Raw genomic sequence first — 22,654 nt, 5'->3', positions numbered from 1 at the left:
CTTGGTAGCGGGGCCGTTCCCGGACGGAGTGGACGTGAGGCTCGGGGTGACCCACGCGCCCTACAGGAGGGTGCTGGACGAGATGGTTGTGGATGGGGCCGACTTGATACTCGCCGGACACACGCACGGCGGCCAGCTACGCGTCCCGTGGCTCGGCCCCATCGTGACCAACTGCGACGTCGGCCGGAAGCGGGCGCGGGGCTTGAGCGACTACTCCGCCGTCGACGGCTCCGGGCAGCATGCGTGGTTGCATGTGTCGGCCGGGATTGGCCAATCGCCTTACGCTCCGATTCGCTTCAACTGCCCGCCAGAGGCGACTCTGCTGACACTGATTCCTCGCCGGGGGTGAGTTCGGAGTAGGCTAATGCGGCTTGCGCGGGGTGTGGCGCAGCTTGGTAGCGCGCTTCGTTCGGGACGAAGAGGCCGTGGGTTCGAATCCCGCCACCCCGACTCTCGCGATGAGTCACGCTCAGGTGAGCTCGGTTGCGACTAGCTCGGCGATCTGGGCAGTGTTGAGTGCTGCGCCTTTGCGCAGATTGTCTCCGCACACGAAGAAGTCCAGGGCCTCCGGGAAGTCGGGCGCTTGGCGGATCCGGCCGACCCAGGTGGGGTCAGTACCCACGACGTCCGCAGGGGTGGGGAACACGCGCGCCCGCGGATCGTCCAGCACCTCGATGCCATCGGCTGCCGCGAACAATTCGCGGGCCACATTCGCATCGACGGGCTCAGCGAACCGGGCGTGGAGTGCCAGCGAGTGCGTCGTGATCACTGGGACACGCACGCAAGTCGCCGAGACTCTCAGTTCCGGCAGTCCGAGGATCTTGCGCGACTCGTTGCGCACCTTCAACTCCTCCGACGTCCAGCCGCCGTCCTTCAGCGATCCCGCCCACGGAATGACGTTGAACGCCAATGGAGCGGGAAACGCCACACACACGGGGGCTCCTGCCGCGGCGAGAGCTTCACGCACGTCCCCGGTCGATTCGCCGACGTGGGGCGCCAGGCCCAGGATTGACGCTTGGGCGCGCAGTTCATCGATGCCCGCTTGACCAGCGCCGGAGGCGGCTTGGTAGGAAGCGACTATTACCTGTGTGAGTCCCCAGCGGCGGTGCAACACGCCTAACGCGACGATCATGGAAAGCGTCGTGCAGTTGGGGTTGGCGATGATCCCCAGAGGTCTGTCGCTCGCTGCCGCCGCGTTGACCTCGGGCACTACCAGAGGCACACGGGGGTCCATCCGGAACGCGGCGGAGTTGTCGACCACGACCGCTCCGTGAGCTGCGGCGATCGGAGCCCACTGGGCCGAGACGTCGTCCGGGACGTCGAACATCGCTACGTCGACGTCGTCGAATACCTCCGGACTCAGCGCGAGGACCCGCACGTCGGACCCGCGAACCGTTAGCGACTTGCCCGCGCTGCGCTGCGAGGCGATCAGTCGGATCTCGCCCCAGACGTCAGGCCGGGTGGACAGAAGCTCGAGCATCACCGTGCCGACGGCCCCGGTGGCACCTACAACTGCGAGAGTCGGTTTGGCCATCTGGTTCCTCAGCGTCCAGTTCCGGCGTATACGACGGCTTCGCCTTCGGCGTCGAGCCCGAAGGCGGTGTGGACGGCCCGCAGTGCGCGCGAGGCATCCTGTGCTCGAATCACGACGGAGATCCGGATCTCTGAGGTTGAGATCATCTCGATGTTGATCCCCTGATCCGCCAACGCGGAGAAGAACGTCGCGCTAACACCGGGATGGGAGCGCATTCCCGCTCCTACGAGGGAGATCTTCGCGATGTCCTTGTCGCTGACAAGGCTGTCGAACCCGATGAGATGCTTCGAATCCTCCAAGGAGTCGACGGCTCTGGCGATGTCTTCCTTGGCACACGTGAACGTCACGTCCGTGCGTCCCGTCGTGGCCGCGGATACGTTCTGGACGATCATGTCGATATTCACGTGAGCGCCAGCTACGGATTGGAAGATCCCGGCCGCCTTGCCCGGCTCATCGACGACGCCAAGCACAGTTATCTTGGCCTCGTTCAGGTCTGAGGCGACTCCCGAGATGGTGGGTTGCTCCACTTTTCCTCCTTCGGTTGGGTCCGGCACAACCCATGTGCCCGAGGTGTTGGAGAAGCTGGACCTTACGTGGATGGGTATGCCGACTCTGCGGGCGTACTCGACGCAGCGCACGTGCAAGACCTTGGTGCCGACCGCGGCTAGTTCGAGCATGTCCTCATATGCGATCCGGCGAACCATCCTCGCCTTGGGGACCAGCCGCGGGTCAGCCGTGAAGACCCCGTCAACGTCCGTGTAGATCTCGCACACATCCGCGGACAAGGCCGCTGCCAGTGCCACGGCGGTCGTGTCCGAGCCGCCCCGCCCAAGCGTGGTTACGTCCTTGGTGTCCTGGCTGACGCCCTGGAAGCCCGCGACGATCGGTATCGCGCCGTCGTCGAGGGCGCTCTGAATCCTGCCTGGGGTCACGTCGATGATCCGGGCCCTGCCGTGCGTGGAGGTTGTTAGCAGTCCAGCCTGGGACCCCGTGTACGAGCGCGCTTCCCGCCCGTTGTCGTGGATGGCCATGGCCAGCAGTGCCATCGATATGCGTTCGCCCGCCGTGAGCAACATGTCGAGTTCACGTCCCGGTGGGTTGGGTGACACGCGCATGGCGAGGTCCGTGAGATCGTCTGTGCTGTCACCCATGGCGGAAACCACGACGATGACCTGGTTGCCGGCGTCGCAAGTGTCGACAATCCGACGGGCGACTCTGCGGATGGCTTCGGCGTCCCCGACGGAGGAGCCGCCGAATTTCTGAACGACGAGAGCCACTGACCCCTCCTGAAGGAACTGCGAAGCACGTCAAGCATAGGGCCGCCCTGGGGCTTCGGCGTCCGCCCGCCCGCCCGCCGCCGAAACGGCCGCTTCCGACAAAGGCGAATGTTTGGGTACAGACGCGACCGTTACAACGAGTGTTTCTTTGCGTAACGGTCGCGTTTGGCGGGAACGGCCGCTTCTTCAGAGGCGGCGGCGGCCCTCGAATGCTCGGCCGAGCGTGATCTCGTCTGCGTACTCAAGATCACCGCCGACTGGAAGGCCGCTGGCAAGGCGGCTCACGGCCACGCCTACGTCGCTCAGCAGACGGCTGAGGTATGTGGCAGTGGCCTCACCCTCAAGGTTTGGGTCAGTCGCGATGATTACCTCTTTGACGGTCCCGTCAGCTAGGCGCTGAAGAAGTTCCTGTATTCGCAGATCGCCGGGCCCTATACCGTCGATGGGACTGATCGCTCCACCCAGGACGTGGTACCTGCCGTGGAACTCGCGCGTGCGCTCCACGGCTACAACGTCCTTGCTCTCTTCCACGACACACAGGCAGGATTGATCGCGTCCAGGGTCGACGCAAATCCGGCAGCTATCCGATTCGGTGACGTTGCCGCAGATCGTGCAGAACCGAACTCGCTCCTTGACGGTGCGCAGAGTTTCCGCCAGACGAGCCACATCAGTTGGGTCGGCGTCCAGGACGTAGAAGGCGATCCTCTGGGCGCCCTTCGGCCCGACGCCTGGCAATCTCCCCAGTTCCTCGATGAGATCGGCCAGAGCCCCTTCGTACATCAGCGGCTCCTGGTCTCGCTCACCTTGGTTGCGCCAAGCTCCCGTACGGCCAGGTCCACCCCGCCAAGGTCGGACGCTGGCAGATCAGGGTCCCCGTCGGCGGGGGCGTCAGCCTCCGAGTCTGCTGCGGCTGCTCGCACAACCAAGTCAATCTCGAAGTTCGTGATCAGCAAGGTCCGGAGTTGTCCATCCCGATTGCTCTGCCTGATCGACGCCGCGTGACCGGCGGTAGGCACCCTCACGACGAGGTGACCGTCCTCGATAGCCACCGGCTCAGAGCCCTCCCACATCGCCGCGGCAACTCGACTTGAGGTTGCGACTTGCTGCATGAGTTCTTGCCAGATCCGCCGCACAGACTCAACCGAGAGTTCGGCGGAGGATGCTGCGGTCGGGGCCTCGGATGGCTCTGGCTCTTCCTGGGGAGTTCGGGCTTCGCGCACGGTCGTGAGGCGGGGTGGCGGCGGAGGTCCGGCTGACTCACGCGCGCCCCTTGCTGGTGGGGCCGCCGAAGCCGGAGGGCCCACCGCAGACGGCGCAGACGGGGCTACTGAGGGCGGAGCCGCAACAGTCGGAGGGGCCGCCGAAGCCGGTGTGACGTGGATGGCACCGCTGCCCAAGGCCGCCAGTCGGCGCTCGACCGTAGCGACTCGGGAGGCCAACGCGTCATCTCCCGCCGCGGCCGGCAGCAGCAGCTTGGCCGCGAGGATCTCCAGCTGAAGCCTCGGTGAAGTGCTGCCCTTCACGTGGCTCAGCCCCTGGTTGACCTGATCGCATAGCCACGACAGCTCCTGCTGTGAGAAGCGGCCTGCCTGGTGTGACAACGTGTCGAGACGGTCGTTGCTCACGTCCAACAAGTCCGGATTGGAGCCGGCGTGGCAAAGAACCAGCAAGTCCCGGAACCGGTGGAGCAGATCCGTGACGAAACGTCTCACGTCGTGGCCGGAACTGATGACTTTGTCAATCACGGCGAAGAGCCCAGCTCCGTCCTGATCAGCCAGGCATTCAACGACCGCGTCCAGCAGTGCCTCGTCAGTGACGCCTAGCTGCTCGGCGACTTCCGACTGAAGTAGCGGCTTCCCGGAGGCCCCGGCGATCAACTGGCCGAGGATGCTCTGGGCGTCTCGGACGCTGCCGCCTCCGGCTCTGGCGATCAGCATCAGAGCTCCAGCGTCGTACTCCACCGACTCGGCGTCGCAGATCATCGCCAGGTTCTCCTGGATCTCCCGGTCCGAGACGAGCCGGAAGGCGTAGTTGAACGTGCGCGACCGGATCGTCGGGATTACCTTCTCCACCTCTGTGGTCGCGAAGATGAACTTGAGGTGGTCCGGTGGCTCTTCGATGAGCTTCAGAAGTGCGTTGAAGCCGTCTTTGGTGACCATGTGGGCTTCGTCGATGATGTACACCTTGAACCGCGCCTGAGCTGGCACGAAGGCGGCTCGCTCGCGCAGGTCGCGCGTGTCGTCGACTCCGCCGTGGCTCGCGGCGTCAAGCTCGATGACGTCGATCAAGCCAGGGCCGTTCGGGGCAAGTGCGACGCAGAACTGGCACTCCCCGCAGGGGTCAGGCGTCGGTCCCCGCTCGCACAGCATCGAACGCGCCAAGATCCTGGCCGTCGAAGTCTTGCCGCAACCCCGTGGTCCGCTGAACAGGAACGCATGGTGGAGCTGGCCGGACTCCAGCGCCCGGCCGAGCGGCCCCGTGACGTGTTCCTGCCCGATCACTTCGCTCAGCAGCGCCGGGCGGTAGATCCTGTACAGAGCCGGGCGATACCGGGGGGCTGGATCTAAGGACATGGCGTCACCCTACGCCGGGCATCCGACGACGGCGATTGGGGCTTGAAGCGACCCCCCGCGCACCCGGCAGAGCCCGCTTGCCCTTGCTGCCTTCCGGCCCTGGGGGAGTTCGGCGGGGTGACGCCGCGCGAGGGGTCCGAGCCAGTGTACGCACCGGCGCGGATCTGGCGCGGCGGGTGCCGGGCCTTGAGCGGCCTTCGTGGGCAGCTGCCCGGCCCCGCGGCCTCGGGGCGCTGTCTGGCCGGTCTGCCCAGTGAACGCCGAGACGGCTGGACTCACGTAGCCTTTGCGCGGAGGATTCGCCTAGAGGCCTATGGCGCACGCTTGGAAAGCGTGTTGGGGTTTTGCCCCTCGCGGGTTCGAATCCCGCATCCTCCGCTGGGCCTGAGGCGGGTAACGACTCCCCCAGAGGGGGTACCCCCATTCCGGGCATATTCGGAAGACATCACATCAGCGGTGGCGGTGGGATTCGAACCCACGGTGGAGTTGCCCCCACACACGCTTTCGAGGCGTGCTCCTTTGGCCGCTCGGACACGCCACCAAGGGTGAGGATACAGGCGGTGGTGCACTTTGGAGTCTCGCGGCGGCCGGTCGATCGCCAGAGGAGCCAAGAAGTTGGTTGCTTGCCCGCCGACGCTAGGTGCCTGCCCGTCGGGGGGTGAAGAACTGCCTGACCAGCTCAGAGCACTCACTCTCCCTGATGCCGCCCAGGACCTCGCATCGGTGGGACAGACGGCGGTCGCGCGGCAGGTCCCACATTGATCCGCACGCGCCATAGTCGGGGTTCCAGGCCCCGAACACGATGCGGCTCACGCGCGCATTGACGGCAGCGCCAGCGCACATGGGGCAGGGCTCCAGCGTCACGTACAAAGTCGCCCCTAGCAGGCGCCAAGACCCGGCGTGCGCCGCGGCGGCCCGCAAGGCCAGGACTTCGGCGTGTGCGGTTGGGTCGGTGTCAGCTTCCCGGCGGTTCCCAGCCACCGCCAGGAGCGCGCCCTCAGCGGACACGACCAGCGCTGCCACCGGGATGTCGTCAGGGCCGCAGAGCGAAGTGCACTCAGCGATGGCTCGAACCATCCACGCATCGTCTTGCGGCAGGCCAGTCACGTCAGGCCGACATGGCCCTGGACAAATCGCTGAAGTCCTCACCAAAGCCGAGCTTGGCCGAGATGGCGCCTATCTGCTCGGACGGATACAGCTCCGGGTCGGCGCACAGCAGGTCCAGATCGGGGGCGGATAGCCCAAGATCGGCGAACAGCTTGAGGTCTCCAGCCGGTTCAACATCCGGAAGGTCTTCGTCATCGTCGATCTCAAGGCCAAGCAATTCCGCGGCGTCCTCAGCGATGGGCCAGTCGAAGATCGCGTTGGCGTCGGAGAGCAGAATGCGCGTGCGCGAGCCCTGAAGGCGGATGGCCACGAAGAACTCATCGGCTACCGAGACGAACGCCAGGGCACCGAACTCCCCCTGACGCTGCCGCGCGCAAGAGATGAGTTCGTCCAACGAGTCAGCTGCGGGCGGCAGTACTTGAGTCACGACCCAGTTGCCGTCCTCGCTGGTCGCGACGAACGCGAAATCCACACCGGACTCGTCCATCGCCCCTCCCCACTGGTCGCAAGCCATTGAATTCTGACACCAACGGCGCGCGGATGGAAGTGGGGCAGGCTAGCTGACTCGCTAATCACATCGGGATGGACTGGCGGCGAGCTACAGGGACTTCACCGCCGTGACTACTTTGGCCAGCGAATCCTTGGCGTCGCCGAAGAGCATCGTGGTCTTCGGGTCGAACAAAAGCTCGTTCTCGATACCCGCGAAGCCAGGCCGCATGGAACGCTTCAGGAACACGATCTGCCTGGCTGCCTGGACGTCCAGGATCGGCATTCCGTAGATGGGCGCCGTCGGATCGCTCTTCGCGGCTGGGTTCACCACATCGTTGGCACCAACGACCAGCGCGACATCGGCGATCCCGAACTCGGGGTTGACCTCGTCCATCTCCTTGAGCTGTTCGTATGGCACATTGGCCTCGGCCAGCAACACGTTCATGTGTCCCGGCATGCGGCCGGCGACGGGGTGGATCGCGTAGTCGACGTCGATGCCCTTGGCCGCCAGGACATCGGCCAGTTCCCGGAGCGTCCCCTGAGCCTGAGCCACGGCGAGTCCGTAGCCGGGGACCAGAATCACCTTGCTGGCGAAACTCAGCATGATAGCGACGTCTTGCGCCGTGCCCGAGCGAACGGGCCGAGCAACGCCGCCTCCTGCGGCTGCCGACGCCGACGCGTTGAACGCCCCGAACAGCGTGTTGGAGATCGGGCGGCCCATGCCGTCCGCCATCAGCTTGGTCAGCAGCGTTCCGGCTGCTCCCACTAGGGTTCCGGCGACGATGAGCAGGACGTTGCCGAGCACGTAACCGCTGGCCGCGACTGCGAGCCCGGTGAACGCGTTCAACAAGGAGATGACGATTGGTACGTCCGCGCCCCCGACCGGGAGAACGAACAGCACACCGAACACCAACGACAGTGCGAGCAGCGCGACCAGCAACCAGGTCTGAGGTGCGATGACGAGCCAGACCGCTCCGACAACTACGGCGGCTGCCACCAGCGACGTTATGTACTTGCCGGCGAAAATCACTACGGGACGCGTAGTGATGAGTTCCTGCAGCTTCAGGAACGTGACCATTGAACCGGTGAACGACGTCGATCCGACAACCACGGTGAACACGGTCGCGGTTAGCGAGATCCTGTCTTCAGTGGCGTTCTCCATGTACTCGATCACCGACACCAGCGCGGCCGAACCGCCACCGACACCGTTGAACAGTGCCACCATTTGTGGCATCTGGGTCATCTTGACTTTCCTGGCCGCATACGCGCCGACGACGCTGCCGACGACAATCGCCGCGAGGATCAGTCCCAGGTTACGAAGCGGTATGCCAGCGAAGAACACCACGACGGTGGCGATTACCGCGGCGGAGGCGCCCAGAAGAACCCCACGGCGGGCGGTTCGAGGGTGCGAAAGTCCCTTCAAGGTGAGAATGAACAGGACCGCGGCTACCAGGTTTACTAGGTCAACCCAGGTCGGCATTATCTCAGTCATAGGTCGCCGCCCTCAGCGCTGGCTTGTTCCTTGCCACGGCTCTTGAACATCTCGAGCATGCGGTCGGTGACTACGAAGCCGCCGACTAGGTTCATTGAGCCGAGCACTACCGCGACCGTCCCAAGGGTGAGGGTCAGCGGGTCTTCCGCCGGGGCCGTGACCAAGATCGCGCCGAGTAGAACGATCCCGTGAATCGCGTTCGCGCCGGACATCAGCGGGGTGTGGAGGATCGAGGACACCTTGGAGATGACTTCGAATCCTACGAAGATACTCAGGATGAAGATTGTCAGCAGCGCGATCTGGCTGTATTCGCTGACGTCACCTCCTGAGGACGCCAGGACAGTTGTCGCCGTGGTCAATTCAGTTCCCTCCTACGCCTGGTGCTGCGTCTTCGGCCGGTGGCTTCTCCGGCAAGCCAAGCGCTTCGCGGGCCACCGGATTCTCGACTTCCCCTTCAAGGACTACGGCGGACCCTGCGACGACTTCATCTTCGGGGTCCAAGTTCAACGCACCCTCCGACACGATGAGTTCGAGCACAGCCAGAACATTCATCGCGTACATGCGGGAGGCATGCGCGGGCATGTCACTCGCCACATCCTTCGCGCCCCAAACCCGAACGCCGCCGATGTCGGTCGTCTCGCCGGGCTTGGAGCCGGCGACGTTGCCGCCGCTTTCGCTCGCTAGGTCGATGACAACCGATCCAGGACGCATCGTGGCGACCATCTGCTCGGTCAGCAACAAGGGCGCTCGCCTTCCGGGCACGGCAGCCGTGGTGATCACGACGTCGGAACCGGCCACGTATGGCGTCAGGAGCTCCTGCTGGCGTGCGGCCCGGTCCTGGGACATCTCCTTGGCGTATCCGCCAGTGCCGGCCGCGGTCTCAAGATCGAGGTTGATGAAGGTCCCGCCCATCGACTTGACCTCATCGGCACTGGCTGGACGAACGTCATAAGCGGACACTTTCGCGCCCAGCCTCTTGGCGGTCGCGATCGCCTGCAAGCCGGCGACGCCTGCTCCCAGGACCAGGACCTTCGCGGGAGGGATCGTCCCCGCCGCGGTCATGAACAGCGGGAAGAACTTCGGCAGTAGCTCCGCTCCCACCAGGGTTGCGCGGTAGCCAGTGACCAGGGCTTGGGAGGTGAGTGCGTCCATCGACTGCGCCCGCGAGATCCGCGGGATCAGGTCGAATGACATTGCCGTGGCGCCGCGCTTGGCGAGTGCCTCTATGGTCTCGGTGTCTTGGCCCGGCTGGAGCAGGGACAAGCACACCGCGCCGGACTTCACCAGCGATGCTTGCGCTGCGGGAAGCGGCCTGACCGTCGCGACGATGTCAGCTTGGGAAAACGCGGACTGGACGTCGGCGTCGGCGATTACCGTAGCCCCCGCCTCCCGGTAGGCATCGTCGCTGGCCAGTGCGGCGGATCCTGCTCCGGTTTGGACGTCGACATCGAGGCCGAGTTGGCTCAGCTTGCCTACAACGTCGGCGACAACAGCAACGCGGCGCTCACCATCGCGGGTCTCCGCTGGTACGAATAGGCGCACAATCGCCCCCTCCAGATCATCTTCGTAAGGCCCTGGGGCAGCTTACTCACGTCTCGACCGCATCATTGACCCGGCCCGCTCGCGTTGCCGCGGCGACTCCGGCACGATGGGGCAGTGGCCCTAACCCTGACAATCGACTGCGGCGGCACCGGTATCAAAGGGTCGGTGCTCAACGACTTGGGTCAGATGACAGCCGAGCAGATCTGGGTGGATACCCCATATCCGTTGCCGCCAGACGCCTTCGTCGAGACGATCGCGCAGATAGCGGCTCAGTTGCCCGGCGCCGAGCGGGCCACCGTAGGAATGCCGGGGATGATCCGCCACGGCCGGGTCATCTCGACGCCCCACTACGTGACCAAACGGGGTCCGCACACGGCTGTGGCGCCCGATCTTGTCGAGGAGTGGCGTAACTACGAGGCACAAAGGCACATCGCGGAAACTTTGGGACTGCCGACGATCGTGCTGAACGATGCGGAAGTCGCCGGCGCCGGCGCGGTTACGGGCTTCGGCTTCGAGGTTGTCTTCACTCTGGGCACGGGTCTTGGGTGCGCCATCTTCGATGACGGTCGTTTGTTGCCGCATCTCGAGGTGTCGCGTTCGCCGGTTCGCCGAGGACTGATCTACGACACATACATCGGGGACGCTACGCGCAACCGGATGGGTGACCTGGCGTGGTCGCGGCGAGTGCGGAAGGTCCTAATCGGGCTTCGTCCGATGTTCGAATGGGATCGGCTGTACCTGGGCGGCGGAAACGGGTCCAAAGTGCTGCAAGAGGACCTTCTCGCGGTGGGCGGGTCAATTCTCGTTGTGCCGAACTCCGCTGGAATCATCGGGGGAGTGAAGGCCTGGGACCTGCAAGTTGGGCAACTGCGGCAGCCTATGAGTGCCAGCGGCCGGCCGCATGTTGAGTTGCATCGGCATCACCCGCCCGTCGCTGACGAGTAGCCCGTCGGGGCTGTCGCCGGAGATGCGTGATACTTCAGGCATGGCTGCGAAGGTTACTGCTTCCGCCGATGTGGCAGATTCCGCGAGCGTCGGCGATGGAACCAGCGTTTGGCACTTGGCGCAGATTCGCGAAGACGCGCAGGTTGGGCGCGACTGCATGATCGGACGTGGCGCGTACATAGGCACCGGCGTCGTCGTGGGGGACAACTGCAAGATCCAGAACTACGCCTTGGTATACGAGCCAGCGCGGTTGGGTCCGGGCGTCTTCATCGGACCGGCGGCGGTCTTGACCAATGATCAGTATCCGCGCGCGGTGAACCCGGACGGCTCCCTGAAGTCCGCTGATGACTGGTTGGCCGTGGGCGTGGACATTGCCGAGGGGGCGTCGGTGGGCGCGAGGGCTGTGTGCGTAGCGCCGGTGAGAATCGGGCGCTGGGCGATGGTCGCCGCTGGAGCGGTCGTGACCCGGGATGTGCCCGACTTCGCGGTTGTGGCTGGGGTGCCCGCGCGTCGAATCGCTTGGGTCGGTCCGGCGGGGCGCAAACTAGAAGCGGCCGATGGCGGCCATTGGCGCTGTCCGGTGACGGGCGATGAGTTCGTTGAGCGCGATGGCGCGCTTCAGGAGGTGGGCGGATGATTCCCGCAGCGAGGCCGATCATCGGCGAGGACGAGCGGGCCGCGGTTGACGCGGTTCTGCGGTCCGGGATGGTGGCCCAGGGCCCCGAAGTGGCGGCGTTCGAAGCCGCCTTCGCGGAGATCGTCGCTGGTCGGGAGTGCGTGGCAGTCAATTCCGGCACTTCCGCGTTGCACCTGTCACTTCTGGCTCTCGGCATCGGCAGGGGCGATGAGGTGATCGTCCCGTCGTTCACGTTCGCCGCCACCGCCAACGCCGTCGCCCTGACGGGCGCACGGCCGGTGTTCGTGGACATTGAACCCGACTACTTCTGCATGGATCCCGAAGCGGTCAGGGCGGCGATCGGCCCCCGCACAGCGGCCATAATGCCTGTCCATCTGTACGGTCATCCGGCGGACATGCCCGCCATCGTCGGCCTCGCAGAGAAGCGCGGACTAGCCGTGATCGAGGACGCTGCCCAGGCGCACGCCGCGTCGCTTGGTGGCGTTCCGGTCGGCGCGTTCGGGACGGCGGCGGCATTCTCGTTCTACCCGACGAAGAACATGACTTCGGCCGAAGGCGGGATGGTGGTGTCGGCGGACCCCGAGGTTGCCCGGAAGGTACGCCTGCTGCGCAATCAGGGGATGGAGCAGCGCTATCGGAACGAACTCGTGGGGCTGAACAACCGGATGACTGACATCCATGCGGCGATCGGCCGGGTCCAGCTCGGCAAGTTGCCGGTCTGGACGACGGCGAGGCAGGCGAACGCGGCCTTCCTTGACCGGAACCTGTCCGGAGTCGCGACTCCCTCTGCGGCCCCTGGGGCGGTACACGTCTATCACCAGTACACGATTCGCGTTCGCGATCGGGACGACTTCGTGGCGGCTTTGGCCGAGCAGGGCGTTGGCAGCGGCGTGTACTACCCGGTGCCGGTTCACTCACTTGAGTCGTTCGGCCTTGATCTTGACTTGCCGCAGACCGCGAAGGCAGCTTCTGAGGTGGTTTCGCTGCCTGTTCACCCAGCGCTCAGCCAGGCGGATCTGGAGCGAGTCGCAGCCGGTGTCAACGCAGTGGTGGGGGGAGGCTCCTGATGGCGCGGCTCCGGGCGGGGTTGATCGGGATCGGCATGATGGGGCGCCACCACGCTCGCGTCTTGCGCTCCCTGGATGGCGTGGAGCTCGTGGCCATCGCGGATGCGGGTGGAGATCCACACAACGTTTGTGGGGATCTGTCGCTGCTGCCCGACGTGGACGCGGTCATCTCAGCGGGTGTCGACTACTGCGTCGTATCGGTTCCGACGGCGTTCCACCACGAGGTCGCCCTCCAACTCGCCCAGGCCGGTATTTGCGCGCTGATTGAGAAACCGCTGGCTTCCACTGCCGAGGAGGCCAGCGAGATCGCTGCCGCTTTCGCAGGCGCTGGATTGGTCGGCGGAGTTGGTCACATTGAGCGATACAACCCGGCGCTCCAGCAAGCGCGGACACGGTTGGCCAATGGGGATCTGGGTGACGTGTATCAGGTGTCGACGCGGCGGGTTGGACCGTTCCCATCGCGCATCTCCGATGTCGGCGTTGTCAAGGACTTGGGAACCCATGACATCGACCTGACCGCCTGGGTGACCCAGCAGCCGTACGAATCGGTCTCGGCTCGCGCCGCGCACCGCTCCGGAAGACCGCACGAGGATCTCGTGGCGATAACCGGGACTCTGCGCGACGGTACCGTGGCGAACCACCTGGTCAACTGGTTGTCTCCTCTGAAGGAACGGCTCACGACGATCACCGGGGTCAAGGGCGCCTTCGTGGCAGACACGTTGTCGGCGGACCTGACCTTCTACGCCAACGGCGTCGTGCCCACGGAGTGGTCGCAGATCGCTGGATTCCGCGGCGTGACCGAAGGCGATATGATCCGCTACTCCTTCCCGAAGCACGAGCCGCTACGCACGGAGCACGAGGCATTCCGGGACGCGGTCCTGGGGGATCCAAGCCGGATCGTGTCGCTGGCACAAGGCCTGCTGACGGTGAAGGTTGCCGAGTCAGTCCTCGAAGCGGCGAGCAGCGGCGAGACGGTGGCGGTCAGGGGCTGAACCGCAGTTCGAGGAGGCGGCTCAGATCCCGCCGAGCGGGGCGGGGTCTGGCGTGCCGCAGTAGGAGATTGCTTCAGCCCGCGCCTACAGTGATGGGGCTAGAAGGGGTCATGGCTCGGCCTCCTGGGTTGCCGTGAGGAGGGAAATGCACGTCGTATACCTGGCGCTGTTCTTCCCCCCCAGCCGGGCCAGTGGCGCTCACCGCCCGCGGGCATTCGCCAATGTTCTAGCCGATCGCGGTTGGCGGGTCTCAGTCGTGACCGCCCCGATCGACTATTTAGTGAACGCTTCGTCCGGAATTGACGAGCTCAGCCAGGACACGGTGCGGCCGGAAGTGGCAATCCATCGACCGGAGTTCGACACGGGGGTTTGGGCTACGGATCTGCGGCGGATGAGCTGGACGCACCGGCGTTTTCCGGAGTTGTGGTCGAAGGCTAGGCAGAAGTTGGTTTGGAAGACGACGGGGGAGAGATACTCGGCGTGGGTGCCCACCGCTTTTCGCGAGATCCTGAAGATCCATAGGCGGTCCCCGGTAGATGTGATCCTGGCTACGGGCAACCCTTTCTCCGGGTTCATTGCCGCCCGGATGGCTGCCGAGGTGATTCGCCGCCCTTACGTTATCGACTACCGCGACCCGTGGACCTTCAACAGCTTCACCGAGCGCGACAACTTCGCCCCCAGGTCCATGCCGATGAGGGCCGAACGCTGGGCGATTCATGGAGCCGCACGGGTTCTGCACGTGAACGAGGGCTTGCGCGATGAGTATTCGAGGCGGTACCCGGAGTCGGCCGACAGGATGACTGTGGTCCGCAATGGGTGGGATCCGGAGTTCCTCGCTGACCTCAACCATGACGCGCCGACCCGCGACGGAGTGCTCAGCTTCCGGTTTCTGGGAACGCTCACCGATGCCATGCCACTGGAGTCGTTGTTCGGGGGATGGTCGGCCGCGACAGAAGGCTCCGCTGCCGCCGCGGGATGGACTTTGGACCTGTACGGCCACCTGGGATTCACCCCGACGCAGCGCAGAGTCGTTGACGAGGCGATGTCGGGATCTGGCCGGCAAGTCCAGTACCACGGGCCGGTGCCCCGGCCACTCATCGGCAAGGTCTACGCGGACGCCGATGTGCTCGTGTTCGCAGTGGGAGGCGGCAGGTTCGTTACCGGGGGCAAAGTCTACGAGTACATGGCGACCGGCCTGCCGATTGTGTCCATTCATGACCCGAACCTGGCGGCGGCCGAGGAGCTTCGCCAATATCCCTTGTGGTTCCCGGCGGCATCGCAGGCTGCGTCGGACGTGGCGGACGCCTTCCGGCGCGCGGCGAACGCGCGCACAAACCTGACTTCCGAGATGCGGCGCCGGGCAGCCGCCGTGGCGTCTGGGTACACGCGTGAGTCGGCGATCCTGCCATTCGAGGCTGATCTGAGGGAGATCGCTCGTGGTTGCGGCTGATCTCACCATCGTCACCCCCTGGTACCCGACTCCCGAGCACCCGTTCGGAGGGGCCTTCGTCGCGTCGCAGGTCGCGGCCCTGACCGACGCCGGATACCAAGTTGACGTCATACACACGCAGGAGCGCGATCTTCTGGGGGCGAAGCCCCGTTTCGGCCCGCTGCGGCCTCGCTGGCGTGCATGGCTGGAACGGAACGGAGCCAACTGGGGTCCCACGAGCGACCCGTTCGGCGGCGGAGCCCGACTGGTGCGGATCCCGGTCCCTCGCCGGTCCGGCGTTCCCGTCGCCGAGTTGGCACGGCTGCATCGGGACGCGACCGCAACTGCGGTGCGGTGCCTCGGCGGTTGGGGGCGACTCGTCCATGCACACGTCGGCGCGTTGTCTGGATTCGCTGTCGCCGGGCTGGCGCCGACGCGGACGCCGGTTGTGATAACCGAGCATTACTCGCGGATTCAGCGAATCCTGCGCAGGCCCGTCGGTCGGGCGGTGTACGCGCAATCCCTGCTCCGTGCCGACGTGTTTATCACCGTCGGAGAAAGCCTGCGACGAGACATCCTAGGTCGAATGCCCTGGGCCGATCACATGGAGGTTCTGCCCAATGTGGTCGCCCTGCCCGGAGTCGTCCCGAGAGAGACGCCACCGGAATCACTGCGCCGTTGGATCTGTGTCGGCGCCCTGATCGAGCGCAAACGCCCTGAGCTGGTGATGAAAGCATTCGAGGTCTTCGGCCGGGCGCATCCGGACGCCACACTGACCTTCGTGGGTTCTGGGGAGCTGGCCGACGGGCTAGTCCGCAAGGCAACGGACCTCGCGATCGGTGACCGGGTCGAGTTCCTCGGAGGGCTGCCACCGGAAGATGCCATTCGCGTGATTCGGGACAGCGACCTGCTGGTGCACCTGAGCAGTCGTGAAACGTTCGGGGTAGTAGTTGCCGAAGCCCTGGGATGCGGGACCCCGGTGATCGCCACTCGATCGGGCGGTCCCGAGGAGATCCTGGATTCAGAACTGGAGCCGATCGCGGGGATGATTCTGGACGTTGATATCGATGCCGAGATGGTGGCCCACAGCGCGAGCCAACTACAAGACCGTCTCGCGACGCTTCAGCCTGCCTTGGCCGCGGCCGAGTGCTCCCGCCGATACTCCCCGGCATCGATCGCAGAGCGACTCGTTGATGTCTACACCAGGGTGGGATGGAAACCATGACACCACCCAAGTCGGTCTTGATCATGAACTTCGGGCCACGACGAGCGCGGACGGTTGAGTTGGCGAACGCACTCGCTGCTGCCGGTGTCGAAACGACCCTGTTGTGCAACGTGCCGACGACCTGGATGCTGCCCCGGGAAGTCGCCCTCGATCGTGCGGTCCGGATTGAGTTGCTTGCGGACTACCTTCAGGAACACCCCTGGGAGCGTCTTCGCCATCAACTGGCAATGGTCTTGCGGCGAGGCGCTGAGGTCTACCGGTTCGGGCTGCTCGGTGGGGTAGTGCGGCGCGGCTCCCGAGGTGGACAAGCGGTTGTCGACAGGGTCGAATTGACGGCACGCCCCCTGCTGTTGGCGTCGTCGGCCATGCGCTGCTTGGGTGAGAACTCGATCCCTGACGTCGACGCGGTCGTTGCGGCCAATGAGGCGTCTGTTCCCGCTGCGGACAGATGGGGGCGGCGCCATCCTGGCAGGACAGTTCTGGTCGCGCGGGGCGTGACCGCTACACTCCGGGAACTTGGCGTCGATCCGATCGTGGACTAGATCGACCCGAGGCATCGGCTCGTAGTGGCGAGGATCGTCTGGATGCGCCCAGCCCCCGCCCGCCGTCGCGCCTTGGCTCTGAGAGAGTAGCGCTGTGAGAATCGGAATCGTCGAGTATCCGCAGCCGAGCCCTCGTACAGATCGGATGATCGGTTCATTCACTCGGCAGGGCCACCAGGTACATGCCGTCGTTCATCAATCTGGCCCTCAGGGCTGGCCCGGCAACAACGGCGCGGTCCGTGTTGTGCCGGTCCCGGTCGTGCATTGGGATCCGGTGAACAGCCTCACCAAGAGGCTGACTCGTCGCTCCAAGAGCACTAGTGCCCGTCTGGTCTCTGAAGCGATTCGTGGAATTCCGCATCCGCTGCAAGATCCTCGTCACAACCCGCTCAGACTCCATCGGTGGTGGGTGTCTGCCGCCTTGGGAATCCTCGAGTGTGACGTGGATGTCGTGTGGGCAGCTGACTTGAATGCCTTGCCGGCCGGGGTGTGGGCAGCGGAGGCGGCTGGCCTCCCGTTGGTCTTTGATTCCCATGAGATCGGCTATGAACTGGACTATGTTCCGGAGGTATTTCGATCAGTTTGGCGAGCATTGGCGTCGGATTTCATCCCACAGGCTGACGCTGTCCTTGTAGTCACGCCTGACTTCCTCCCCTTGTACTCAGCGTTCGGAGTGGAGAACATGCGGGTGATCCCCAATCTGGCCGACGGACCGGAGCCGTACCCACGGCGGCGGCTTCGATCCTCGCTTGGAGTCGCTGACGATGCTCTAGTCGCTGTGCACGTCGGCAGCGTGGTGGAGAACCGCGAGCCTGGGCTAGGAGTTGCAGCACTCAGTCACCTACCGAACCTACATTTCGCCTTCGTCGGTGCGATATCCGCAGCGATGGGAGCAGACCTTCGCGGGAAGGCCGCGGAGCTCGGTGTCGGCAGCCGACTGCACTTACTCGGTAGCGTGCCGTCCGCTCAAGTGAGTGACTACATCCGTGATGCGGACGTTAGCTGCGCCCTCTACTCTCCGGAGCGCTCCTTGAATCTGAAGTGCGCTCGGCCCAACAAGCTATATGAAAGCCTCGCAGCTGACATGCCCATGGTCGCTCCCGCAGGGACCTCTGTAGGCGAATTCCTGGTTTCCAACGGCTTTGGGGGAGTGTTCCAAGATGGCGATCCCGCGGACTTGGCAAGAGCCATTGAGGTCGCTGCATCACGTCACCCTCGCTCGATGAGGACCGATATCAGACGCGAGTATTGTTGGGAGGCCAACGACCCAGCGATAGCGGACGCTCTTCAGGTAGCTGTCGAGTCCTCAGTTCGCACCCGGAAAGACTTGTCCGCTGTTCAGAGCGCCGAGTTGCACTCGAAGCCTCGGGAGGCCGCGACGGCCGGTCATTCGCCGAAAGTGCTTCGCCGAGCGAAAGGGATGTTTCAGCGTGTCCGGTCGCGAAGTAGGCTGGACGCGTAAGGTATCGGCCGGACCGCCCCGGTTGGTGGTCATGTGCCTACCGCAAGGCCGGGAGCGAAACGAACGGATCCAACGCTGTTGCAGCCGCTCGCCCGTCGTGCCATTTCGAGGCGAAGGTTGGCCCCGAGGCAGCCAGGCCCCGGAAGTTCTCCCGATCCGAGAGGATCCGCTCCATCGCCGTCGCGAATCTCGATGCCGTTGCGTCGACGATGGGCGGCGGCTCAGGCATCAGGGACCGGACGTCGTCAGCTACATACCCAACGACCAGGCGGCCGGCGGCCATCGCTCTGATCGCTGGAACCCCGTAGGATCCCGAGAAAATTTGATCGACGACGATGTCAGCATTGGCAACTAGCTTCCTGACGCCCCTCTGGGACTCGACCTTCGGGCGGCGGTACTCGATTCTCCCCAGTCGCGCCAGATTACGCAGGACTTGGTCAATGACCGCAGTGCCCTCGATCTGCGGCGTTGACACGCTCGGGAGGTGCACAACGACGGGAACGTCCCGGTGAAGTGCCGGTTCTTGGGCCTTCCAGGAGCGGACGTTGATGGTCAGCGGCAGCCAACAGGCAGTGGGGAGGTCCAGCAGCAGGTCGGGGGTACTCACGAACACCGGCAGATCGACCTCGGCGGCGAGGCTTCGGTTTCGACCGCTCACCCCCGTGAGCTCAGCAACTGTGTCTGCGGGTGCATCGCGAAAGTACGAGAATTCGATCCGGTCCATGTGGCGTTTCGGGTCACGGATCTCGTTGCTGTGGGCGGCGAGCGCAACTCGAAACCCCAACTCCTGTAGACGCGGGAGTTCAGCACGCAGATCGGCACCGAACAATGGGCCGAACAGTGGCTGGAATCCATTGACGAGCACATGGCTCGGCACATCAAGGAGGAACCCAGCCCGTTGTCCGATTCCTCGACCGGAGAAGATCCTGAATGAGTGCGGCAGTCTGGACGGGACGGGAGCGCGCCGACCGAACGTAGTTACCGGGACACCCAGGTTCCGCGTGACTGCCTCGGCCCAGGCGAACGCCTGCCCCGCGTGGTTGTCCGATCCGATGGCGACGTGAACGCCTGCTCGTCTGAGTTTCGCGATATCGGGGACCTGCTCGGAAACCTCACTCAGCTCTGGGGGTACCACCTGCCCGGCTACGCCGGGGTGGGGGAGAGCTTCCCCTGCGCCTTCGTCGGCCTGAGCCGCAGACAACATCTCGCTGTAGACGCCCCGCAGAACAGGTACCTGGGTATCCCACTCGAGCTCGGCCTTGAGCTGTTGAGTGATCCCGGACCGGTATCCAGCAGGGTCTGCGAGGACTTCCCGCACGGCGGCCACGAAACCGGCGACATCCTCGGAGGGGAAGACCTCACCGACTCCGGTGCGGGCGATGAAGTCGGCCATCTCGCGATTGTCACTGGCGACGATCGGCAACCCAGCCACCAAGTACTCGCGCAGCTTCGTAGGTAGCGACATGTCAAGGCTCGTGAGTGACTTGCGTGGGATCAGGCCGACATCTGCCGAGCGCAGGTACTCGACCACATCTTGTGGGCGAACGTAGCCAGCCAAGTGAATACGATTCTCGACGCGGAGTTCCCGCGCCCTCGCCAGTACGCCGACGAGGGTTTGGCTTCGGGCCCCGACGACCAATGCGAGGTGAACCCCAGGCAGCCCAGGAAGAGCGTCGACGACTGTGTCGATCGCGCGATTGGCCACAGTTGCCCCCGAGTAGACCATCAGTGGTGCTTCAGGGACCTTGATGACGTCCCGCAATGACGGCACTGGGTCAGGCGAGCGGGGCGGCGCATTGAGCACTACTCGCGGCCGCGCTCCAAGGCTGTGATCTGCGGCGATCAGGTCTGCCATCCGTTCACTGACCGTGATCACAGCGTCGGCGGAGGCGATGTAGATCCGCTCAATCTCATAGAAGGATTCCCAGGCGCTTGGAGTGTTCGCAGTCGTTCCGGGAGAATCCGCAGCCTTCCCCGCGAGCCATTCATGCGCGTCATACAGCACCCATACTCGTTCGCCCAGGTTCCGCCGGGCAGCTGCGTAGTGGGCCGCGATTGGAAGGGGCAATACGTCATGGGCGTGGATGAAGTCCGGGCGCAGGACGCGCAGAACGGAGTTCCATGCCAGTTCGTGGTCGACCACGTGCGGGAGGCGCACCCACCAAGGACTGATCACATCAGATTGGGCCGCTGGGGGAGGGGTCACTCTGGCGGCGGGCTGGCTGCTTCGGGGACGGAGCCCGAACCAGCGTCGTTGGGTGGCCGGATCTGGGCTCAGAACCGCTGACTCTTGTGAGGCGAACCACTCATCCAAGGTGTCGGCTCGGAGGCGACGCGCGCGGTCCGCAGCGGCCGCCACATCTCTGAAGCGCGTCAGTACGGGCACCCTGAGAACTGGGATTCCGTCGTAGGTGATCGCGTCGCGGCCCTGACCCACTCCCAGGATCACCGTCGGGAAGCCTTGGCTGTGGCTCACTTGGGCGCACTTCAGAACCCTGGAATCCACGACCACGCTGTTCTCGACGAGATGCACTACTAGAGGTCGACCTGCGCTTGCGGCAACCCTTTTCAAGGTCCGGCGAAAAGTTGGATCCGCCACAACAACCACGTCCGATCTTCGGCATCGCCCGCAGTCACTGTACCCAGGCAGCCGGTAGACTGCGGTGTGCCGTCAGGCGAACCTGGCCGGGGAAGAGGATCGTTGCCGCCGATGAGGTGTCACTACGTGCCACAGACAACTGGGCGCGGAGCCATCCGGGCAGGCCCGTGCTAGTCGGTTGCCACCTGTGATGGAACCCTCAGGGACCTGGGCCTCGAGCCAACCGACAGAGGCGTCAGTCGAACCTCGCCGATCTAGCGCTGTGTCTGCGCGAAGGCCCTCTGCCAGGCCTCGAACCGGCTCCTGTACGACTCATCGAGTCGCCGGGGGGCCAGGAGCCACATGAAGTGTTCCGGGTCACCAATAATCTCGGGTCGCTCGATCAGCCCGGCGTCTGGGGCCAAGTGGTAGTACGTGTACCCCCAGTCCGCAACCACTTCCTGGACCTTCTCGCCAGCGTTCCCGCGGCTAGCGAGAACCTCGCAGAGGATCCAGGGGCGGTGGCGCTCAACCGTGCCAACCGCTCCCCTGAGAACGTCCGGTTCCGTGGTCTCGGTATCGATCTTCAAGACGGCAGGTACCGTGTCGGTGCGCGCGCAGTAGCTGTCGACGCTCAGAACGGGAACCGAAAGACTCGCGCGGCTGCGCCGCCACGAGGGATTCAGCGATGATGATGTGTCGGTCACGTCGGACAGGTGCAGCGAAGCCTGTCCATCAGCTTCTCCAATGGCAAGCGATTCGACCCGAATGTCGAGACCATTGTCGAGCGCACTTCCCCTAAGCAGTACAGCCAATTCGGGGGTCGGCTCGAACGCGACGGTTGTCCGCCCGTTGAGGGCGGCACACAGGAGTGCATAAGGTCCAATGTTCGCGCCGATGTCCAGAAAGGCCCCATCCCCGGCCTCATCCAAGACAGACATGAAATGGATCAGCGCCGGATCTTCGTAGCGGGCCAGGCCCTTCTCGATCAGTATCCGCGGAATGTAGGTCTTGGCGTGCGTCTGCAGTACCAGCTCTGGAAGCCAAAGACGCTCCGGGCTCCCGGACCCTGGGGGCGGGAGCGGCAACTGCAGCCGGTAGCGCAGCACGCCACTCGCTCGGCCACGACCCTCGACGCTCGCGATCGGCTGCAACATGGACTCCAACGGCGCGAGCCGCCGACGAAGTTTCCGAACGTCCACCTTGGATGCGGCGAGCTTGTCGGCAGGTTTACGACGCGTCGGCTGGCCATTCAGCTTCTCGCCTGGTTCCTGTCCTCCTCGCCTCCGCAGCCCCGACGCCGACACGGCGAGCCGTCGAAACGCTGTCAGCATCGGCGAAGCACCGCCGCGCGCGTCGGCTCGCCGTCGGCCGCAACTCTCGATCCCAGCATCTCGCCCCTCACGCAAATCGTCTGACCCGCCAGGCTAACCAATGCTCGCGGACCGGCAGAATCGCCCCCCACCGGATGAGATGTCATGGAACAGCGCCGTTGGTACGCCTTGGGCCGAGCTAATCTGGGTGCGCTTCAAGACCCTGGAATCTCCGATCGCCCCGGGGGGCCATGACGTGTGGCAAGGCACCTCCCCGCAGATCCTCGAGCGCTATTGACCATCCGAAGCTACCTCACGCGGCGTCGCGGAGCCTGGAGCGGCGGCGCCGGTTTGTAGACTGTCCAAGCCCGGATGGCAGGAGGCGGTTTGCGAGTCATCAGCGTGGTTGGGGCGCGTCCGCAGTTCGTGAAGCTGGCTCCGATGGCTGTC

At 64.7% G+C, this 22,654-nt stretch carries 20 protein-coding genes, 3 tRNA genes and 1 other RNA gene; 11 read left to right on the top strand and 13 right to left on the bottom strand.

Features of this window, described 5'->3' with window-relative positions; all coding sequences use genetic code 11:
• Nucleotides 1–349, top strand: a 349-nt coding sequence (locus Q8P38_04725) for a hypothetical protein (GenBank protein ID MDP4013903.1), incomplete at its 5' end; no start/stop codon positions are given.
• A 27-nt stretch (nt 350–376) separates the two neighbouring features.
• Nucleotides 377–450: transfer RNA gene (locus Q8P38_04720), tRNA-Pro, on the top strand.
• A gap of 19 nt (nt 451–469) precedes the next feature.
• On the opposite strand, the gene Q8P38_04715 is transcribed toward Q8P38_04720, so the two are convergent.
• The 5 genes from Q8P38_04715 to ffs all read right to left on the bottom strand — a co-directional run bounded on the left by Q8P38_04715 (nt 470) and on the right by ffs (nt 5,524).
• Nucleotides 470–1,534: an aspartate-semialdehyde dehydrogenase gene (locus tag Q8P38_04715; GenBank protein ID MDP4013902.1), complete on the bottom strand. Its 1,065-nt coding sequence runs from the start codon at nt 1,532–1,534 to the stop codon at nt 470–472.
• Between the two features lie 8 nt (nt 1,535–1,542).
• On the bottom strand, nt 1,543–2,811 hold the full coding sequence (locus tag Q8P38_04710) for an aspartate kinase (GenBank protein MDP4013901.1): 1,269 nt from the start codon (nt 2,809–2,811) through the stop codon (nt 1,543–1,545).
• Nucleotides 2,812–2,997: 186 nt separating this feature from the next.
• A complete protein-coding gene (gene recR, locus Q8P38_04705; GenBank protein ID MDP4013900.1) occupies nt 2,998–3,591 on the bottom strand; it encodes a recombination mediator RecR in 594 nt (197 codons plus the stop codon).
• Nucleotides 3,591–5,384 carry a DNA polymerase III subunit gamma/tau gene (gene dnaX / locus Q8P38_04700; protein MDP4013899.1) on the bottom strand — a complete coding sequence of 598 codons (1,794 nt, stop codon included), beginning with the start codon at nt 5,382–5,384 and terminating at the stop codon, nt 3,591–3,593. The genes recR and dnaX overlap by 1 nt, the downstream gene beginning before the upstream one ends.
• Before the next feature lie 43 nt (nt 5,385–5,427).
• An RNA gene (ffs, locus tag Q8P38_04695) (signal recognition particle sRNA small type) lies at nt 5,428–5,524 on the bottom strand.
• A 152-nt stretch (nt 5,525–5,676) separates the two neighbouring features.
• Between ffs and Q8P38_04690 the strand changes: the two genes are divergently transcribed.
• Nucleotides 5,677–5,762, top strand: a tRNA-Ser gene (locus tag Q8P38_04690).
• A gap of 76 nt (nt 5,763–5,838) precedes the next feature.
• Here the strand turns inward: Q8P38_04690 and Q8P38_04685 are convergent.
• The 6 genes from Q8P38_04685 to Q8P38_04660 form a co-directional block, all read right to left on the bottom strand.
• Nucleotides 5,839–5,925 (bottom strand) — tRNA-Ser (locus Q8P38_04685).
• 95 nt (nt 5,926–6,020) lie between these two features.
• A complete protein-coding gene (locus Q8P38_04680) occupies nt 6,021–6,461 on the bottom strand; it encodes a nucleoside deaminase (GenBank protein MDP4013898.1) in 441 nt (146 codons plus the stop codon).
• A gap of 31 nt (nt 6,462–6,492) precedes the next feature.
• Nucleotides 6,493–6,978 carry a tRNA adenosine deaminase-associated protein gene (locus tag Q8P38_04675; GenBank protein ID MDP4013897.1) on the bottom strand — a complete coding sequence of 162 codons (486 nt, stop codon included), beginning with the start codon at nt 6,976–6,978 and terminating at the stop codon, nt 6,493–6,495.
• Between the two features lie 111 nt (nt 6,979–7,089).
• Nucleotides 7,090–8,472 (bottom strand): NAD(P)(+) transhydrogenase (Re/Si-specific) subunit beta, encoded by a 1,383-nt coding sequence (locus Q8P38_04670; GenBank protein ID MDP4013896.1) that lies wholly within the window; start codon nt 8,470–8,472, stop codon nt 7,090–7,092.
• Complete coding sequence (locus Q8P38_04665) at nt 8,469–8,831, bottom strand: NAD(P) transhydrogenase subunit alpha (protein ID MDP4013895.1); 363 nt, start codon at nt 8,829–8,831, stop codon at nt 8,469–8,471. Before Q8P38_04665 ends, Q8P38_04670 begins: the two co-directional genes overlap by 4 nt.
• A gap of 1 nt (nt 8,832) precedes the next feature.
• Entirely contained in the window at nt 8,833–10,014 is a 1,182-nt protein-coding gene (locus Q8P38_04660; protein MDP4013894.1) for an NAD(P) transhydrogenase subunit alpha, read from the bottom strand.
• A 114-nt stretch (nt 10,015–10,128) separates the two neighbouring features.
• On the opposite strand from Q8P38_04660, the gene Q8P38_04655 reads away from it, so the two are divergent.
• From Q8P38_04655 to Q8P38_04620, 8 genes are all read left to right on the top strand, one after another.
• Nucleotides 10,129–10,959 carry an ROK family protein gene (locus Q8P38_04655; protein ID MDP4013893.1) on the top strand — a complete coding sequence of 277 codons (831 nt, stop codon included), beginning with the start codon at nt 10,129–10,131 and terminating at the stop codon, nt 10,957–10,959.
• Between the two features lie 40 nt (nt 10,960–10,999).
• Nucleotides 11,000–11,596 (top strand): acyltransferase, encoded by a 597-nt coding sequence (locus Q8P38_04650; GenBank protein MDP4013892.1) that lies wholly within the window; start codon nt 11,000–11,002, stop codon nt 11,594–11,596.
• Nucleotides 11,593–12,663: a DegT/DnrJ/EryC1/StrS family aminotransferase gene (locus tag Q8P38_04645; GenBank protein ID MDP4013891.1), complete on the top strand. Its 1,071-nt coding sequence runs from the start codon at nt 11,593–11,595 to the stop codon at nt 12,661–12,663. Before Q8P38_04650 ends, Q8P38_04645 begins: the two co-directional genes overlap by 4 nt.
• Nucleotides 12,663–13,655, top strand: a complete 993-nt coding sequence (locus tag Q8P38_04640; GenBank protein MDP4013890.1) for a Gfo/Idh/MocA family oxidoreductase — start codon at nt 12,663–12,665, stop codon at nt 13,653–13,655. The genes Q8P38_04645 and Q8P38_04640 overlap by 1 nt, the downstream gene beginning before the upstream one ends.
• A 145-nt stretch (nt 13,656–13,800) precedes the next feature.
• Complete coding sequence (locus Q8P38_04635; protein ID MDP4013889.1) at nt 13,801–15,105, top strand: glycosyltransferase; 1,305 nt, start codon at nt 13,801–13,803, stop codon at nt 15,103–15,105.
• The gene (locus Q8P38_04630) at nt 15,092–16,309 is read left to right on the top strand and encodes a glycosyltransferase (GenBank protein MDP4013888.1); all 1,218 of its coding nucleotides are present in this window, start codon (nt 15,092–15,094) and stop codon (nt 16,307–16,309) included. Before Q8P38_04635 ends, Q8P38_04630 begins: the two co-directional genes overlap by 14 nt.
• On the top strand, nt 16,306–16,851 hold the full coding sequence (locus tag Q8P38_04625; protein ID MDP4013887.1) for a hypothetical protein: 546 nt from the start codon (nt 16,306–16,308) through the stop codon (nt 16,849–16,851). Before Q8P38_04630 ends, Q8P38_04625 begins: the two co-directional genes overlap by 4 nt.
• 145 nt (nt 16,852–16,996) lie before the next feature.
• The gene (locus Q8P38_04620) at nt 16,997–18,313 is read left to right on the top strand and encodes a glycosyltransferase (GenBank protein MDP4013886.1); all 1,317 of its coding nucleotides are present in this window, start codon (nt 16,997–16,999) and stop codon (nt 18,311–18,313) included.
• Nucleotides 18,314–18,350: 37 nt separating this feature from the next.
• Here Q8P38_04620 and Q8P38_04615 read toward each other — a convergent pair whose 3' ends face one another.
• Nucleotides 18,351–20,846, bottom strand: coding sequence for a glycosyltransferase (locus Q8P38_04615; GenBank protein ID MDP4013885.1), 2,496 nt, complete (start codon nt 20,844–20,846; stop codon nt 18,351–18,353).
• A 320-nt stretch (nt 20,847–21,166) separates the two neighbouring features.
• Nucleotides 21,167–22,225, bottom strand: coding sequence for an FkbM family methyltransferase (locus Q8P38_04610; GenBank protein ID MDP4013884.1), 1,059 nt, complete (start codon nt 22,223–22,225; stop codon nt 21,167–21,169).
• Between the last annotated feature and the right edge of the window lie 429 nt (nt 22,226–22,654).

This window comes from Candidatus Nanopelagicales bacterium (genome assembly GCA_030700225.1).
Taxonomy (GTDB): domain Bacteria; phylum Actinomycetota; class Actinomycetes; order S36-B12.
Note: the sequence above shows the minus strand (reverse complement) of the source record. Positions and strands in the feature narration are given on the sequence as shown.

Excerpts from the sequence above, each read along its gene's own strand:
- Q8P38_04645 (MDP4013891.1), top strand. The coding sequence starts at position 11,593 with ATGATTCCCGCAGCGAGGCCGATCATCGGCGAGGACGAGCGGGCCGCG.
- Q8P38_04625 (MDP4013887.1), top strand. The coding sequence starts at position 16,306 with ATGACACCACCCAAGTCGGTCTTGATCATGAACTTCGGGCCACGACGA.
- Q8P38_04620 (MDP4013886.1), top strand. The coding sequence starts at position 16,997 with ATGATCGGTTCATTCACTCGGCAGGGCCACCAGGTACATGCCGTCGTT.
- Q8P38_04640 (MDP4013890.1), top strand. The coding sequence starts at position 12,663 with ATGGCGCGGCTCCGGGCGGGGTTGATCGGGATCGGCATGATGGGGCGC.
- Q8P38_04610 (MDP4013884.1), bottom strand. The coding sequence starts at position 22,225 with ATGCTGACAGCGTTTCGACGGCTCGCCGTGTCGGCGTCGGGGCTGCGG.
- Q8P38_04680 (MDP4013898.1), bottom strand. The coding sequence starts at position 6,461 with ATGGTTCGAGCCATCGCTGAGTGCACTTCGCTCTGCGGCCCTGACGAC.
- Q8P38_04715 (MDP4013902.1), bottom strand. The coding sequence starts at position 1,534 with ATGGCCAAACCGACTCTCGCAGTTGTAGGTGCCACCGGGGCCGTCGGC.
- Q8P38_04670 (MDP4013896.1), bottom strand. The coding sequence starts at position 8,472 with ATGACTGAGATAATGCCGACCTGGGTTGACCTAGTAAACCTGGTAGCC.
- Q8P38_04675 (MDP4013897.1), bottom strand. The coding sequence starts at position 6,978 with ATGGACGAGTCCGGTGTGGATTTCGCGTTCGTCGCGACCAGCGAGGAC.
- Q8P38_04635 (MDP4013889.1), top strand. The coding sequence starts at position 13,801 with ATGCACGTCGTATACCTGGCGCTGTTCTTCCCCCCCAGCCGGGCCAGT.
- dnaX (MDP4013899.1), bottom strand. The coding sequence starts at position 5,384 with ATGTCCTTAGATCCAGCCCCCCGGTATCGCCCGGCTCTGTACAGGATC.
- recR (MDP4013900.1), bottom strand. The coding sequence starts at position 3,591 with ATGTACGAAGGGGCTCTGGCCGATCTCATCGAGGAACTGGGGAGATTG.
- Q8P38_04650 (MDP4013892.1), top strand. The coding sequence starts at position 11,000 with ATGGCTGCGAAGGTTACTGCTTCCGCCGATGTGGCAGATTCCGCGAGC.